At 74.0% G+C, this 13,819-nt stretch carries 17 protein-coding genes and 1 riboswitch; of the genes, 11 read left to right on the forward strand and 6 right to left on the reverse strand.

What is annotated here, in order from left to right:
* Nucleotides 1-87: 87 nt before the first annotated feature.
* Nucleotides 88-723: an NADPH-dependent F420 reductase gene (locus BR70_RS0105315; protein ID WP_027465215.1), complete on the reverse strand. Its 636-nt coding sequence runs from the start codon at nt 721-723 to the stop codon at nt 88-90.
* A gap of 75 nt (nt 724-798) precedes the next feature.
* Here BR70_RS0105315 and BR70_RS0105320 point away from each other — a divergent pair, with 75 nt between their 5' ends.
* From BR70_RS0105320 to BR70_RS0105335, 4 genes are all read left to right on the forward strand, one after another.
* Nucleotides 799-1,095, forward strand: a complete 297-nt coding sequence (locus tag BR70_RS0105320; RefSeq protein ID WP_027465216.1) for a GNAT family N-acetyltransferase — start codon at nt 799-801, stop codon at nt 1,093-1,095.
* Nucleotides 1,096-1,116: 21 nt separating this feature from the next.
* The gene (locus BR70_RS0105325; RefSeq protein WP_027465217.1) at nt 1,117-1,578 is read left to right on the forward strand and encodes a VOC family protein; all 462 of its coding nucleotides are present in this window, start codon (nt 1,117-1,119) and stop codon (nt 1,576-1,578) included.
* 83 nt (nt 1,579-1,661) lie between these two features.
* Nucleotides 1,662-2,132, forward strand: coding sequence for a MarR family winged helix-turn-helix transcriptional regulator (locus tag BR70_RS22170; RefSeq protein WP_051596672.1), 471 nt, complete (start codon nt 1,662-1,664; stop codon nt 2,130-2,132).
* Complete coding sequence (locus tag BR70_RS0105335) at nt 2,129-2,638, forward strand: metallophosphoesterase family protein (RefSeq protein ID WP_027465218.1); 510 nt, start codon at nt 2,129-2,131, stop codon at nt 2,636-2,638. Before BR70_RS22170 ends, BR70_RS0105335 begins: the two co-directional genes overlap by 4 nt.
* Here the strand turns inward: BR70_RS0105335 and thiD are convergent.
* From thiD to thiM, 3 genes are all read right to left on the reverse strand, one after another.
* Nucleotides 2,583-4,151, reverse strand: a complete 1,569-nt coding sequence (gene thiD, locus BR70_RS19720) for a bifunctional hydroxymethylpyrimidine kinase/phosphomethylpyrimidine kinase (RefSeq protein WP_081827264.1) — start codon at nt 4,149-4,151, stop codon at nt 2,583-2,585. The genes BR70_RS0105335 and thiD overlap by 56 nt on opposite strands.
* On the reverse strand, nt 4,148-4,900 hold the full coding sequence (locus tag BR70_RS0105345) for a thiamine phosphate synthase (protein ID WP_027465219.1): 753 nt from the start codon (nt 4,898-4,900) through the stop codon (nt 4,148-4,150). The genes thiD and BR70_RS0105345 overlap by 4 nt, the downstream gene beginning before the upstream one ends.
* Nucleotides 4,897-5,763 carry a hydroxyethylthiazole kinase gene (gene thiM, locus BR70_RS0105350; protein WP_051596673.1) on the reverse strand — a complete coding sequence of 289 codons (867 nt, stop codon included), beginning with the start codon at nt 5,761-5,763 and terminating at the stop codon, nt 4,897-4,899. Before thiM ends, BR70_RS0105345 begins: the two co-directional genes overlap by 4 nt.
* Nucleotides 5,752-5,847: riboswitch (TPP riboswitch) on the reverse strand. It overlaps the preceding gene by 12 nt.
* Nucleotides 5,848-5,915: 68 nt before the next feature.
* Here thiM and BR70_RS0105355 point away from each other — a divergent pair.
* The 5 genes from BR70_RS0105355 (at nt 5,916) to BR70_RS19730 (ending at nt 10,220) form a co-directional block, all read left to right on the forward strand.
* Entirely contained in the window at nt 5,916-6,812 is an 897-nt protein-coding gene (locus tag BR70_RS0105355; protein ID WP_027465221.1) for an NUDIX domain-containing protein, read from the forward strand.
* 105 nt (nt 6,813-6,917) lie between these two features.
* Entirely contained in the window at nt 6,918-7,664 is a 747-nt protein-coding gene (locus tag BR70_RS0105360; protein WP_027465222.1) for a phosphotransferase enzyme family protein, read from the forward strand.
* A complete protein-coding gene (locus BR70_RS19725; protein WP_051596674.1) occupies nt 7,661-8,737 on the forward strand; it encodes a winged helix DNA-binding domain-containing protein in 1,077 nt (358 codons plus the stop codon). The genes BR70_RS0105360 and BR70_RS19725 overlap by 4 nt, the downstream gene beginning before the upstream one ends.
* Before the next feature lie 173 nt (nt 8,738-8,910).
* Nucleotides 8,911-9,846 carry a J domain-containing protein gene (locus BR70_RS0105370; RefSeq protein ID WP_027465223.1) on the forward strand — a complete coding sequence of 312 codons (936 nt, stop codon included), beginning with the start codon at nt 8,911-8,913 and terminating at the stop codon, nt 9,844-9,846.
* Nucleotides 9,846-10,220 carry a hypothetical protein gene (locus BR70_RS19730; protein ID WP_051596675.1) on the forward strand — a complete coding sequence of 125 codons (375 nt, stop codon included), beginning with the start codon at nt 9,846-9,848 and terminating at the stop codon, nt 10,218-10,220. Before BR70_RS0105370 ends, BR70_RS19730 begins: the two co-directional genes overlap by 1 nt.
* Here the strand turns inward: BR70_RS19730 and BR70_RS0105380 are convergent.
* Nucleotides 10,214-10,576: an RNA-binding S4 domain-containing protein gene (locus BR70_RS0105380; RefSeq protein ID WP_027465224.1), complete on the reverse strand. Its 363-nt coding sequence runs from the start codon at nt 10,574-10,576 to the stop codon at nt 10,214-10,216. The genes BR70_RS19730 and BR70_RS0105380 overlap by 7 nt on opposite strands.
* Nucleotides 10,577-10,609: 33 nt before the next feature.
* On the opposite strand from BR70_RS0105380, the gene BR70_RS0105385 reads away from it, so the two are divergent.
* Both BR70_RS0105385 and BR70_RS0105390 read left to right on the forward strand, forming a co-directional pair.
* Nucleotides 10,610-10,867, forward strand: coding sequence for a hypothetical protein (locus tag BR70_RS0105385; RefSeq protein WP_231495650.1), 258 nt, complete (start codon nt 10,610-10,612; stop codon nt 10,865-10,867).
* Nucleotides 10,868-11,072: 205 nt separating this feature from the next.
* Nucleotides 11,073-12,230, forward strand: a complete 1,158-nt coding sequence (locus tag BR70_RS0105390) for a hypothetical protein (protein ID WP_027465226.1) — start codon at nt 11,073-11,075, stop codon at nt 12,228-12,230.
* Between the two features lie 19 nt (nt 12,231-12,249).
* On the opposite strand, the gene BR70_RS19735 is transcribed toward BR70_RS0105390, so the two are convergent.
* Nucleotides 12,250-13,734 carry a trypsin-like peptidase domain-containing protein gene (locus BR70_RS19735; protein ID WP_231495651.1) on the reverse strand — a complete coding sequence of 495 codons (1,485 nt, stop codon included), beginning with the start codon at nt 13,732-13,734 and terminating at the stop codon, nt 12,250-12,252.
* Nucleotides 13,735-13,819 lie beyond the last annotated feature (85 nt).

Below are 13,819 nucleotides of genomic sequence, written 5' to 3' on the forward strand. Positions count from 1 at the left end.
AGCGACAGGTCACGGGGTGCGGAGCCCGTGAGGTGTCGCTCAGCGCAAAACGGCGGCGTGGCGCGGCGGGCTGCGCGGAGCCGAGGACTAGCGCGTCGCGGCGGCCAGGGCTTCGCGCAGCTCGGCGGCGGTCATCCGCGGGCCGTAGCCGGGGGTGTCCCGCTGGATGCGCCAGCCCTCGGCGAGCGGCCCGGCGTCGACGACGTCGAAGCCGAACGCGTCGATGAGCTCGGCGACGGTCTGCTTGGCGGAGTCGTCGTCGCCGGCGATGACGAGGGCACGACGGTCCGGGGTGCCGGCCGGCGTCGCGTGGCCGGTCAGGTCGTCGGCGCCGATGTGGTTGAACGCCTTCACGACACGGGCGCCGGGCAGGTGGTCCTGCAGCAGCTCGGCGGTGGTCGTGGACTGGTCGTCGAGGGCGGCGATGTGGCCGTCGCGCTCCCAGTAGTAGTTGTTCGTGTCGATGACGACCTTGCCGACGAGGGGCTCGACGGGGATCGTCTCGATCGCGGCGAGCGGCACCGTCACGACGACGAGCTCGCCCGCTGCGGCTGCCTCGTCGCGGGTCGCTGCGCGTGCGCCGTCGCCGAGTTCCGTGACCAGGTCGGTCAGGGTCTCCGGGCCGCGGGAGTTCGCGATGACGACCTGGTGGCCGTTCCGTACCGCGAGTCGTGCGAGCTGGGATCCGATGTTGCCGGCGCCGATGATTCCGATGGTTGTCATGGTGTCCCTGCAACGCTGCCCGCCGTCGTGCATTCCCCGGGGACACGGACGCCCCGCCGGGAGCATGATGGCGGCATGGACCACGAGTTCCGCGACGAGACCGACCAGGACCGCTACGCGATGTACGTCGGTGGCGAGCTCGTGAGCGTGCTCGACTACCGGGTGAACGGTGACGCGGTGGCGTTCCCGCACACCTACACGGTCCCGAAGCACCGCGGCCACGGCTACGCGGCGCAACTCGTCGAGTACGCCGTCGCCGACGTCGAGTCGTCGACCACGAAGCGCATCGTGCCGATGTGCTGGTTCGTCGGCAAGTGGTTCGACGAACACCCCGAGAAAGCCGACCTGCTCAGCCGCAGCGCCGCGGACTGAGCACCGAACGAAGGGGCTCCCGTGCCCACCATCACCCCGTTCCTCTGGTACGACGACCAGGCCGAACAGGCCGCCGAGTACTACGTCGGACTGTTCCCCGACAGTCGCGTCAACAGCGTCAGCCGGATGCCCGACGGCCGTGCCCTCGTCGTGGAGTTCACGTTGCTCGGTGCTCCGTACCGCGCGATGAACGGCGGCCCCGGGCACCCGCACACCGACGCGGTCTCGTTCCAGATCGACGTGGACACCCAGGACGAGCTCGACCGGCTGTGGGACGCCCTGCTCGCCGACGGCGGGAGCCCGATGGCGTGCGGGTGGTTGACCGACCGCTGGGGTCTGGCGTGGCAGGTGACCCCGTCGATGCTGGGAGAGCTGATGAGCGGATCGGGCGACCCGGAGGCCAACGCCCGCGTGTTCGAGGCCATGATGCAGATGGTCAAGCTCGACATCCCCGCGCTGCAGGCCGCGGCCTCCGGTCACTGACCCCACTCTCCGCCGGCCCGCCGGTAGTGTGACCGGACGAGAAGACCGCCGGCCGGCGCCGGCACAGACAGGCTGGAGCCACCATGGACCACCCGAGTTCGAGGGTCCGCAACAGCGACATCAGCCGGGCGTACACCGAGCTCGCCCGCATCACCCGTCGGGCGAGCATCCGTGCCCGGGGCTCGGACCAGGTGTTGAGCGTCGTCGACCAGTCCCTCGTCGACTTTGTCGTGCAGCACCCGGGCTGCATGGCCATCGACATCGCCCGCTACCTGCGGCTGAACCGTTCGACGATCTCGCGGCAGCTGTCCGGGCTCCTCGCGACCGGGCTGGTGCGGACCACCGACGGCGGCAGCGGCAACGCGAAGCCGCTCGAGGCGACCGACGCCGGCCGCGCAGCGCTCGAGCGGTCGGTGCAGCTGCACCGGGACGCGCTCGACGAACGGCTCGCCGACTGGTCGGACGACGACATCGCGCTGCTCGCCGGGCTGCTGGAGCGCCTCGGCGCCTCGGACGAGGCCGGGCTCCCGATGCCGGCACCCACCGAGTCGTGACGACGTCGTTCGTCCTGCTGTCCGACACGCACCTGCCGAAGCGCGCGAGGGACCTGCCGCCCGGGCTGTGGGCCGACGTCGACGCGGCCGACCTCGTGGTGCACGCGGGGGACTGGGTCGACCTCGCCACCCTCGACGCCGTGCAGGCGCGGTCCAGCCGCTTCGCGGGGGTGCGGGGAAACAACGACGGCCCGGAGTTCGACGACCGGCTGCCGCTCGTCGCTCGGTTCGGCGTCGAGGACCTGCGCTTCGCCCTGGTGCACGAGACCGGGGCGTCGACCGGTCGGGAGCGGCGGATGGACGCCGAGTACCCGGACACCGACGTGCTCGTCTTCGGTCACTCGCACATCCCGTGGGACACCGTGGCGCCGTCGGGGATGCGCCTGCTGAACCCTGGTTCGCCGACCGACCGCCGTCGCCAGCCCGACCACACGTGGATGCGCGGCACGGTCACCGGCGCCGAGCTGTCCGTCGAACTGGTGCGGCTGCCGCCGGTCGCCCGCTAGCCCCGGTTGCCCGCTCGCCCCGGTCGCGTGCCTCCGTCGGCATCCGGAAGAACGCGAGCTCCCACTCCGTCGAACGCCGGAACGCCCGCGCCATCCGCCCTCGCTCGTCGGGCGTCGCGGCACGGGCCAGCTCCTCGACGAGCCGGGTCGCCTCGGCACTCGACGCCGCGAACCCCGGGTCCCCATACGCCGTGATCCAGTCGGCGAAAGCGTGCCCGTCCGGAGCTACCCCGAGCTGCGACCCGACCCAGGCGTAGACCCGGAAGCAGGGCAGCACCGCGGCTGCGAGGACCGCCGCGGAGCCGGAGTCCGCCGCCTGCTGCAGGTGTGCGAGGTACCCGGCGCACGTGGGGTGCACGGGATCGTCGGCGTGCGAACCGGCCAGCCGACGGTGGTGCAGGTCGCGGGCCTCGTCGGCACACCCCTGCGCAGCAGCCGCCCAGAACGCAGCAGCAGCGGCAGCACCCGCATCCGAACCGGCACCTGGCGCACCGACCCCGAGCGCCGCCAGGTGCCGCTCGTACGCCCGCAGGTAGTGGACGTCCTGCGCCAGGTAGCCCGCGAACACCTCCGGCTCGAGCGTCCCGTCCCGGAGCGCCACCAGGAACGCGCAGTCGATCGTCTCCTGCAGCATCGATGCCGCATCCGCCCACCACACGTCCGTGTACGACAGCGCCGGCAGGGCCGCCCGCGCCTGCGCCCCGTGGTCGACCGGGCCGTTGCCGCTCCCGACCGTCAGGGCGTCGGCCCCGCGGAGCGCCGCCGTCAGCCACTCCTTCGCCACCCCGACCGCGAGCTCCCAGTCGCCGTGCCGTGCGGCGAGCGTCGCGATCGCGCTGGAGAGCGAGCACCCGGTGCCGTGCGTGTTCGTCGTCGCGACCCTGGGGCCGGTGAACACCCGCACGGTGCCGTCCGGTGCCACGAGCACGTCGTCGGAGGTCGGTCCCTCGTCGTGGCCGCCCTTCGCCAGCACCAGGACGTCCCACCGCGCCGCCACCGCACGCGCGGCATCCAGCGACGAAGCCGACGACGATGCAGACGAACCGGAACCAGCCGCACCAGACTCCGCCAGCTCCGCCAGCACCACGAGCTCGGCCCGGTTCGGCGTCACCAGGTCGGCGAGCGCGAACAGCGCCCCCATGGCCGACGCCGCGTCCTCGTCGAGCAGCCGGTCCCCGCTCGTCGCCACCATCACCGGGTCCACGACGACCACGGGCGGCCGGTGCTCCCGCAGCCAGTCCGTCACGGTCCGCACGACGTCGGCGGTGCCGAGCATCCCGATCTTCACCGCGTCGACCACGACGTCGTCCGACACCGCGTCGAGCTGCTCCCGCAGGAACCCGACGTCCGGCACGTGCACCGACCGCACCCCGTGCGTGTTCTGCGCGACGAGCGCCGCCACGACCCCCATCCCGTACCCGTCGTGCGCGGCGATCGCCTTGAGGTCCGCCTGCATCCCGGCCCCGCCCGTCGGGTCGGTCCCGGCGATGCTCAGCACCCGTGGGACGCTCATGCGTCCGCCCCGCGGCGCGTGGAGGTGGAGGCCGGGAGGACCGGTGCACCTTCTGCGGGCCGCCCCGCCTCCACCGCGTGGCCGGGTCCAGGGCCCCACGCGGCAACGTACGCCGCCGCGGCGGACCCGGGGTCGGCCGCGGCGCAGATGCCCGACACGATCGCGACCCCTGCGGCACCGGCTGCCCGGAGCGGCACGACGTCGTCGAGGGTCACACCGCCGATCGCCACGCACGGCAGGTCGGTGGCGGCGGCCAACCGGGCGAACCCGTCGTGGCCGAGGGCCGGCGGGTGGTCGGCCTTCGTCGCCGTGGGGTGCACGACCCCGACGCCGAGCAGGTCCACGGTGCCGCGGGGGAGTCGTTCGACGGCAGCCAGGTGCGCGAACGTGTTCGCCGTGAGGCCCACGTGGGCGTCCGCTCCGAGCAGGGCACGGGCGGCCGTGACGGGGACGTCGGACTGGCCGAGGTGCACGCCCGCGACCCGGTGTCCCGCGTGCCGTGCGGCGAGGACGACGTCGAGCCGGTCGTCGACCACCACCCTCGCGCGGTCCCCGACGGCGTCGGCGACCGCGGCGGTCAGGGCGAGCAGGTCACGCGCCGAGGCGTCCTTGTCCCGCACCTGCACGATCCGGACCCCGGCGTGCACGGCGGCGCGGACGACCCCGAGCACCCCGATGCCGTGCCGGTCGGCCAGGGCACCGTCGGTCACCAGGTAGACGCCGAACCCCGCAGACTGCAGCCCGCTCACGCCGACACCGCCCGGGCGTCGACCGCAGGAGCGGCCTCGAGGGTGATCCGGGCCTCGCGGACGACGTCCTCCGGGGTCAGCGACGCCAGCCGGTCGAGGAACAGCGGCTGGAAGGTCCCCGGCCCGCCGGCCTCCCGTGCCGCGAGCTCGGCGGCGATCGTGTGCACCGCGGTGGCGGCGACGGCAGCGGCCCCCGCGTCCTCCGGCGCGACCGACGTGAACGCGGCGACGACCGCGCCGAGCGCGCACCCGCCACCGGTGATCCGCGTCAGCAGGTCGGTCCCGTTCGCGACCCGGACCACACCGATGCCGGGCGCGACCAGCAGATCGACCGCACCCGACACGGCCACCGCGGCCACGAGCCTCCCGTCCGAAGCAGCGACGGACGCGACCCGGGCGTCCTCCGTGCCCACGGTGCTGTCGACCCCGCGGCCACCGGCCGAGTCGCCGAGCAGGGCGAGTACCTCGGACGCGTTGCCCCGCAGCACCGTCGGGCGCAGCGCGAGCAGGTCACGCGCCAAGGCGGTCCGCACCGGCAGCGAACCGACGGCCACCGGGTCCATGACCCACGGGGTGCCCGCGTCACGGGCCGCGTGCACGGCCTCGAGCGCGGCGACCCGCGGTTCGGCGTGCGGGGTGCCGGTGTTCACCAGCAGAGCATCCGCGACGCGGGCGAACGGCCCCGCCTCGGTCGCCACGTCGACCATCGCGGGCGAGGCCCCGAGTGCCAGCAGCACGTTCGCAGTGACGTTCTGCACGACGGTGTTCGTGATGCACTGCACCAGCGGGGCCCGGGCACGCACGGCCTCGAGCAGTTCGGCGGTTCGGTGGGCCCAGGCAGGGGAGGGCGCAGCGGTCTCCATGGACGATCCCTTCGCGAGTACGAACTCGAGCAGGTTCGACGGGTGTGATCTCAGCCGCTGGATGCGGCACCCCGTGTCTCGAGCGACACCGTACACGACGCCCGGTGACCACTTCGAGGCCCGCTCCGGGCACCGTGTGCCAGGGTTGGACCGTGCCAGATGCAACGCCCCCCGGGCCCCCACCCGGCCCCCGCGACCCCGGCGACGCCTGGGCGGTCGGCCCCGACGGCACCAAGGCGTGGGGACGCTTCGGCGCCGCCGGCCTGCTCGTCGACGACGGCGCCGGCCGCGTGCTCCTGCAGCACCGCGTCGAGTGGAGCCACCACGGCGGCACCTGGGGCATCCCCGGCGGCGCACGGCACCAGGGCGAAGCAGCCGTGACCGCCGCCCTCCGCGAATCCGCCGAGGAAGCCGGTTTGCCCGACGACGCGATCGCCCTGCGCCACACGGCACTGCTCGACCTGGGATTCTGGACCTACACGACCGTCGTGGGGCGCGCCTCCCGACCCTTCGAACCCGTCATCGCCGACCGCGAGAGCCTCGCCCTGTCGTGGATCCCGATCGACCAGGTCGACGACCTGCCCCTGCACCCCGGCTTCGGCAGGTCGTGGCCGGCGCTCCGCGCCACGGTCTCGACCACGCCGCACGTCGTCGTCGATGCGGCGAACGTCGTCGGCAGCGTGCCCGACGGCTGGTGGAAGGACCGAGCCGGCGCCGCGTCACGCCTGCTCGCACAGGTGTCGGCGCTCGCCGCGGGCGGGGTGTCCGCGTCGTTGCTCGACCTGCCGTTCGCGCGGTGGTGGCCGCGGTGGACCGTGGTGCTCGAGGGGGAGGCCCGGGCCGCTGCGGACGGCGCCGCCACCGGTGCTGTCGACGTCGTCCGTGCTCCGGCCTCCGGCGACGACGCGATCGTCGAGTCCGCGCGGGCCGCGGTGCAGGCCGGCGACGGGCCGGTCGTCGTCGTGACGGCCGACCGCGAGCTCCGCGACCGCGTCGAGGCCCTCGGCGCGGTCGTCCACGGGCCGTCCTGGTTGCGCGACCAGCTGTAGCCGACACTCGGACCGCCGTGTTCCGGATGGTCGCGGAGCGGCCGTCGGTCGCTGCCGGTACGCTGGCCCTCCGTCAACGGAGACGCAACACGCAGGAGGTTCCCCTTGGAGCGCATCACCAGGGCCGACGACCGAGTCCACCGCCCCGCCGGGCCGTGGACCCCCACGGTGCACCGGCTGCTCGCCCACCTGCACGAGCAGGGGTTCGTCGCAGCCCCCGAACCGATCGCCCTCGGTGACACCCTCGAGACGGTCTCGTTCGTCCCGGGCGTCGCGGGGGAGTACCCCTGGACCGAGGACATCGCCAGCGAAGCAGCCCTCGTCACCAGCGCCCGCCTGCTCCGCCAGTTCCACGACGCCGCCGCCAGCTTCCCGCGCAGCGCCACCGACGACCTCTGGTCCCAGGCCGACCGTGCCCCGGTCGAGACGATCGTGCACGGTGACTTCGCCCCGTACAACTGCGTCTACGACGGCATCGCCGCCGTCGGCCTGATCGACTTCGACACCGCGCACCCCGGGCCCCGCGTCTGGGACGTCGCGAGTGCGGTCTACCGGTTCGCGCCGTTCACCACCGGCGCCGTCGAGGGATCGACCGCCCCCGACCTCGACGAGCGGCTCGCACGGGCCGCTGAGTTCTGCCGCGCCTACGCCCTCGACGACCGCTCCCGCAGCGTCCTGGCCGAGACGATGATCGCGTCCCTCGTCGCCCTCGTCACGACGATCGAGCACGAGGCCGCCGCCGGCAACCCGAAGTTCGTCAGCGACCTGCAGCACGGTCACGCCGACCTGTACCGCGCCGACGTCGCCTACCTGGAGCAGCACGCCGACGCCGTCACCGCCGCCGTCGCGTGACCACCAGCCCCGCGCGGCTCCGCACGGCGCGGTTCGCGGCGCAGGGCATCGCGGCGCCCGGGCTGGGCCCCACCGAGGTCGTCGAGCGGATGCTGGCGGTGCAGGGGCAGGACCTCGGTCAAGTGCTCTGGGCCATCGGGGTCCGCGCTCCCGGAGCGACGCGGGACGACGTCCGCGAGGCGTTCGACCGCGGGGAACTCGTCCGCTCGTGGCCGATGCGCGGCACCCTGCACGCCCTGCGCCCCGACGACCTGCGACTGCTGCTCTCGCTCACCGCCGAACGGACGCTCCGCACGATCGCCCGACGCGCCGCCGAGCTCGGCATCGACGACGCCCTGCTCGGCCGGGCACGTGACGCGACGGTCGCGGCCCTCGAGGGCGGCCGTGCGCTGGTCCGGGACGACCTGTTCGCCGCGTACCGCGCTGCCGGCATCGACCCGGCCGGAGGTCGCGGCTACCACCTGGTCCTGCAGCTCGCGCAGGAACGCCTCGTCGCCTGGGGCCCCACCGCCCGCGTCGGGCAGGGGCTCGTGCTGCTCGACGAGTGGGCACCCGCCACCGCTGACCCGCCGGACCGCGACGAAGCCCTCCGCCGGGTCCTGCTCGGGTACCTGCGTGGCCGTGGCCCCGCGACCGAGGCCGACGCCGCGAGCTGGACGAAACTGCCGCTCGGTGACCTCCGCCGGGCCCGAGCCGTGGCGGGGGACGCGGTCGAAGACCTCGGCGACGGGCTCCTCGCCCTCGCCGACCGGCCGGCAGCCGCGCGCGTCCCCACCGGGCACCTGCTCCCCGGCTTCGACGAGTACCTGCTCGGGTACGCCGACCGGTCTGCGCAGCTCGACCCCGCCCACGCCGACCGGGTCGTCCCCGGGGCCAACGGCGTGTTCCTGCCGATGGCCGTCGTCCGGGGTCGCGTCGTCGGCACCTGGAAGCGCACCGAGCGCCGGGCCGAGCACCTCGTCACCGTCACACCCTTCGGCACCCTCGACGCATCGTCCGTCCGTGCACTCGATGCTGCGGCCGCGCGGTACGCGGCGTTCCTCGGAGCGCCGGTCGTGACCACGGTGGTCTGACGCGACCACCTGCGGACCGTGTGCCGACGGTCCGAGACTGCACCGCCCCTCTCCCCACCGGCACGGCCGCCCCGCCGCTGGCGCGTCGGTGCGGAACCGGCGGCGTGGGCCCAGACCGTACCCAGCAACCATGCGGCGGACTCCGACACTGCCTCCGGTAATGTCGCAGGGCCATGACGGACAGCCCGGCCGACGCCACCCCCTACGAAGTCCTCGGCGTCCCCGCGACGGCTGACGACGACGCGCTCCGCCGCGCCTACCGGCGGGCGGCCCGCGAGACGCACCCCGACCTCGGCGGCGACGCCCAGCGCTTCCGCCAGGTCCAGCTCGCATGGGAGCGCATCGGCACGCCGGAAGCCCGGCGCGCGTACGACATCGGGTCCCGAGCATCGGCTTCCTTCGGTGCTCCCGGCTCGAGCGGCAGGGGTGACACCGGTCGCGACGCCTACGCACCCCCGGCAGCGCGTCGCGACACCCGCCCCCGGGCACGGTCCCACGGACACCCCGGTGGTCGATCGCGCGAGGTCTTCCTGCAGGCCGAGCGCGAGTGGGTCGGCCTCGGCGACCCCGTCGAGGACCCCTACGACCCCACGCTCATCCGCTCCGCACCCCGGCACATCCGACGGCTGCTCGCCGAAGCCCTGGCCGAAGAGGCGACCGCCCTGATCGTCTCCGACATGGGGATCGGCGTCACGGTGTGGCACGACCTCGACGCCGGGGCCGAGGGCAAGCTCGACCACGCCGTCCTGACCCCGAGCGGACTCTGGGCCGTCGAGTCCATCGACTGGGGCGCTCCGGTCCGCGTCGAGCACGGCGAGATCGTCGGCGAGACGCTCGCACCGGGGGAGCGACCTGTCAAGGAACTCGTCCGCGCCGCCCGCGCCGTGCAGAAGCAGACCCGGGTTCGGTTCTCCGGGCGGCTGCTCGTCGTGCCGGACGCCGCCGTCACCGAGGACGTGCAGCTCGTGGGCTCCCCGAAGAAGCCCACCGCGCTCGTCGTCCGTCGCAGTGCGCTCGCCCAGGTGCTGGGCGGCGTCTGGTCGCCGGCCGGCTCCGTCGACGTGTTCGAGATCCGCGACCGCCTGCAGCAGACCGTCCGCTTCGTCTGATGTCCGCGTCGCACGTCGTGATCGAGATCGGCGGCTGGGAGCACGAGTGCTGTGGCCCGGCCGTGGAGATCGGCGACGTCGTGGAGTACTGGGTCGTCTCCGCGGACGGAGCACGGCGGTTCGGCGAGGTCCGACACGACTCGGCGCGGACGCAGTCGATCCGTGGACGGGTGGTCGAGCTGTACGCGGTCGGCCGTGCCGGACGGGTGGCGATCGAGCGGGTGCCGAGCGGTTCGGCCCTGTGCGGTTCCGACGAGGACGACGACGGTCACCTCGAGGCCCGCTGGACCGGGCAGCCGGTCACCGTCGAGTTTGACGGCGAGACGGAGTTCGAAGTCGTCATCGACCCGTACGGCGAGCCGAAGCGTCAGTAGCCGCGGAGCTTCTCGAGGTCGCGGCGCTCCCGCTTGCTCGGCCGTCCGGCCCCGCGGTCGCGCATCGGGACGAACCCGGCCTCTTCCTTCGACAGCCGCGGCGGGGTCTTGTCCTCGAAGTGCTTCGCGGCCTCGGGGGCGCTCGTCCGCTTCAGGATGATGCCGGTCACCACGACGATGCGGTCGAAGCCGTTCTGGCGCACCCGCACCTCGTCACCGGGGCCGATCGGCTGCGCTGGCTTCGCCCGCTCCCCGTTCACCCGGACGTGCCCGGCCTTGCACGCGGCAGTTGCGGCCGACCGGGTCTTGGTGATCCGGACGGCCCAGATCCAGCTGTCGACCCGGGCCTTCTCCATGCCGACACTCTAGGCGGCCCGTACCCTGGGGCGGTGCATGCGGACGAACAGGCGGCGATCGCCCGGGCCCGTGCGCTCGGGGTGCTGCACGACGCCGCGATCGGGGACCGCCTGGTGGTCCGGGCGCACCACGGGGAGGGTGCGCAGGACGCCCTCGGCGACCTGGTCGCCCGGACGCCCGCCGCCGTGACGATCGCGACCCGCCGCGGCCCGGTCGAGGTCCGGCTCGCCGACGTCGTCGCCGCGAAGCCCGTCCCGCCGCCCCCGCCCGCGCGGCCTGCTCGGCGCTGACGCGCTCGGCGCGTCTGGTGCGAGGTTCCGTCTTCCGTGCGACCCACGAGCGGTCGCACGGAAGACGGAACCTCGCACCGCTCGCCCAGCACCTCGCACGGTGCGAGCCCAGCACCTCGCACCACTCGCCCAGCACCTCGCACCGTGCGAGCCAGCCCGGCGAGCCGCACACCCCCGCGCCCCGCTCCCGACATACGCTCATCCCATGGCAGTCCCCGTCCCGCTCGGCACCGAGGACCGCACCGCCCGCCTCACCCTCCGCCGCCCGGACTCCTGGCGCCGCGAGGACACAGCCCAGGCGGACCTGCGCGTCACCGGCGACGACGTCGTCCTCACCGTTCGATCCCGACCCAGCGACCGCGCGATCGGCGACGAGAACACCGGTCTGCTCGCGCGGCTGCCCGGCTCGGTCGAGGGCCTGCTGCTCGTCGGCTGCGACCCGTGGACCACCGCCGGCGCCCCGGCCCGGCTGGTCGAGTACGTCCGGCCCGACGAACACGGCGACGTCGCCGGCACCCACCTGCTCTTCGTCACCGGCCGGCACCGCGTCGACCTGACGATCGAACGCCCGCTCGCCCGGCTGCTCGAGACCGACGACCTCGTGCTCGCCGTCCTCGAGAGCGTCCGCGCCACCGAGACGGTCCCGGTCCGCCCCGAGCGCGACCTCGAACCCCTGCCGGCCCCCGCCCCGACGACACCGCTCGAGGGCCCCCGGCTCAGCACGGACGCGATCGGCACCCTGCAGAGCCTCGCCGGACGCCGGTGGAACCCCACGCTCCTCCGCACCGCGGCGGGCCGCGAACTCATCGAGGCGGGCCTCGTCGGCCGGCTCGGCACGCTGCCGGAGTCGACCCAGACCCTCCTCGAACCCTGGCAGGGCGATGCCCAGCCGGTCACGCTGGAACAGCACCTGCCCGACGGTGGCGAGTCGCGCCTCCAGGCCTGGTCGCAGACCGTCGTCGACGGGACCGACGCGGCGGGCGCCGTGGTCGCGTCCGTCACGCCCGACCGCGCCGTCGCGCTGCTGGCCGGGAGGCTCGGCATCGGTCCGACGTGGACCTTCCCGTTCCGCACGGGGTCGCTCCCAGGGCACCTGCTCGGCCGCAAGCTGGCCGGCGGTCCGGACGCACCGGACCTGCCGGAGGCCCTCGTCGAGGCGGACCCGCGCCTCGCGCGGTTCTGGGCTGCGCCGTGGACCGTCTCGTACCTGCGTCGGCCGGGCAAGCCGAAGCCGATCACGATCGTGCGGGCCGAGGGGCACGGTTTCGCGCGCGTGGGCACGACGAAGGCCGGGGAGACCGCCTTCCGGACGGACTCCCCGGCCAACGTCTACCGGTCGGTGGTGCGGGCGCTGCTGGGCTGAGCGCGCCTGGGTTCTCCCGCTACGCGGCGGGGCCGGCGGTCAGGGTGATCGTGACCGTCTTCGCGGCGCCGGTGCTGTCGGTGTAGCGGACACTCACCTTGTCGCCCACGGAGTGCGACTGGACGACCTTGGTCAGCTGGTCCGAGCTCGTCACGGCGGTGCCGTCGACGCTCGTGATGGTGTCCCCGGCGGTCAGGCCGGCGCTCGCGGCGCCGGAGCCCTCGACCGTGCCGGCGACGGTGACGCCGCCCGTGGTGCCGGTGGTGTTGCTGACCTGGACCCCGAGGAACGCGGGCAGCCCGATGGTGATCGTGCTCGACGACTCCCCGGCGAGGATCTTCTCGGCGATCGTCTTCGCGGTGGTGATCGGGATGGCGTAGCCGGTGACGTCGGCCGTGCCCGAGGACGCTGCCGTGGCCATGCCGACGACCTCGCCCTCGCTGTCCAGCACCGGCCCGCCGGAGTCACCGGAGACGATGTCCGCCGAGATCTCGATCAGCCCGGTCAGGGACTCGGTGCCGGTGCCGGACTCGCTCTGCACCTGGATGTCCTGGTCGGTCGCGGTGACGGTGCCCTCGGCGGCGACGAGGTTGCCGGTGCCCTCGGCGTTCCCGACGTCCTTGACGGTGTCGCCGGTGCTCGGCTCACCGTCGTCGTCGAGCGTGACCGTGGACAGCCCGGAGGCGTTCTCGAGCTTCAGCACGGCGACGTCGTTGGTGGCGTCCGCCCCGACCACGTCGGCCTTGTACTCCTTGCCGGTGGTCTCGTCGGTGACGGTGATGCTCGTCGCACCCTGGATCACGTGGTTGTTCGTCAGGATCGTGCCGTCGGAGGTCAGGACCATGCCGGTGCCGGCCGCCTGCGACGACTCGTCGTAGTTCAGGACTGTGTTGATGGTCACGACGCCCTTCTTGTCGGCGGCCGTCGCCGCCGTGGCGGGGGACTGGGTCGTGCCGGTGCCGGTGTCGCTGCCGCTCCCGGTGCCGTCGCCGGGCACCGTGAAGCCGTTCGTGCCGTCGCTGCTGCCCGTGCCGCCGGTGCCGTCGGTGCCGGATCCGGTGCCGGGCAGCGTGGTGGTGCCCTGCGACTGGCTCGACGTCGTGGTCGTCCCCTGCGAGGACAGGCCGAGGGCGGTACCACCGGCCGCACCGACGATGGCGAGCGCGGCGATGCCGGAGCCGATCACCAGCCCGAGCCGACGCGGTCGCTTCGTCGTACCGGGGTGGTTCGCGGTCGCCGCTGAGTACGCCCAGGCGTGGTTCGCGCCGGCGAGGGCCGGGCTGCCGATCAGGTAGGGGCCGCGGCCGTCCGGCGTGTAGGCGTAGGGACCGGAGCCGTCGGGGCCGTAGAGGTAGGGACCGGAGCCGTCGAACGCGTACGCCGGGCGCAGGGAGGCCGGGTCGGCGTGCGGCGCCTCCCAGTGCATCCCGGGAGCCTGCTGCTGCGCGGCGGGGGTGCCGTTCTCGTCGTGGTCGGCGGCTGCGGGGTTCGGGGTCTCGTTCATCGGTGCTCTCCGGTCGTCCCTCGACAACCCGGTCGGGCGTCGATGGAGACCAGTACAGAGCGCTTCCCCATGACGAGCCTATGAA

The organism is Curtobacterium sp. UNCCL17 (assembly GCF_000686685.1).
GTDB lineage: Bacteria > Actinomycetota > Actinomycetes > Actinomycetales > Microbacteriaceae > Curtobacterium > Curtobacterium flaccumfaciens.

Excerpts from the sequence above, each read along its gene's own strand:
- BR70_RS0105390 (WP_027465226.1), top strand. The coding sequence starts at position 11,073 with ATGGCAGTCCCCGTCCCGCTCGGCACCGAGGACCGCACCGCCCGCCTC.
- BR70_RS0105380 (WP_027465224.1), bottom strand. The coding sequence starts at position 10,576 with ATGGAGAAGGCCCGGGTCGACAGCTGGATCTGGGCCGTCCGGATCACC.
- thiD (WP_081827264.1), bottom strand. The coding sequence starts at position 4,151 with ATGAGCGTCCCACGGGTGCTGAGCATCGCCGGGACCGACCCGACGGGC.
- BR70_RS22170 (WP_051596672.1), top strand. The coding sequence starts at position 1,662 with ATGGACCACCCGAGTTCGAGGGTCCGCAACAGCGACATCAGCCGGGCG.
- BR70_RS0105370 (WP_027465223.1), top strand. The coding sequence starts at position 8,911 with ATGACGGACAGCCCGGCCGACGCCACCCCCTACGAAGTCCTCGGCGTC.
- BR70_RS0105320 (WP_027465216.1), top strand. The coding sequence starts at position 799 with ATGGACCACGAGTTCCGCGACGAGACCGACCAGGACCGCTACGCGATG.
- BR70_RS19730 (WP_051596675.1), top strand. The coding sequence starts at position 9,846 with ATGTCCGCGTCGCACGTCGTGATCGAGATCGGCGGCTGGGAGCACGAG.
- BR70_RS19735 (WP_231495651.1), bottom strand. The coding sequence starts at position 13,734 with ATGAACGAGACCCCGAACCCCGCAGCCGCCGACCACGACGAGAACGGC.
- thiM (WP_051596673.1), bottom strand. The coding sequence starts at position 5,763 with ATGGAGACCGCTGCGCCCTCCCCTGCCTGGGCCCACCGAACCGCCGAA.
- BR70_RS0105315 (WP_027465215.1), bottom strand. The coding sequence starts at position 723 with ATGACAACCATCGGAATCATCGGCGCCGGCAACATCGGATCCCAGCTC.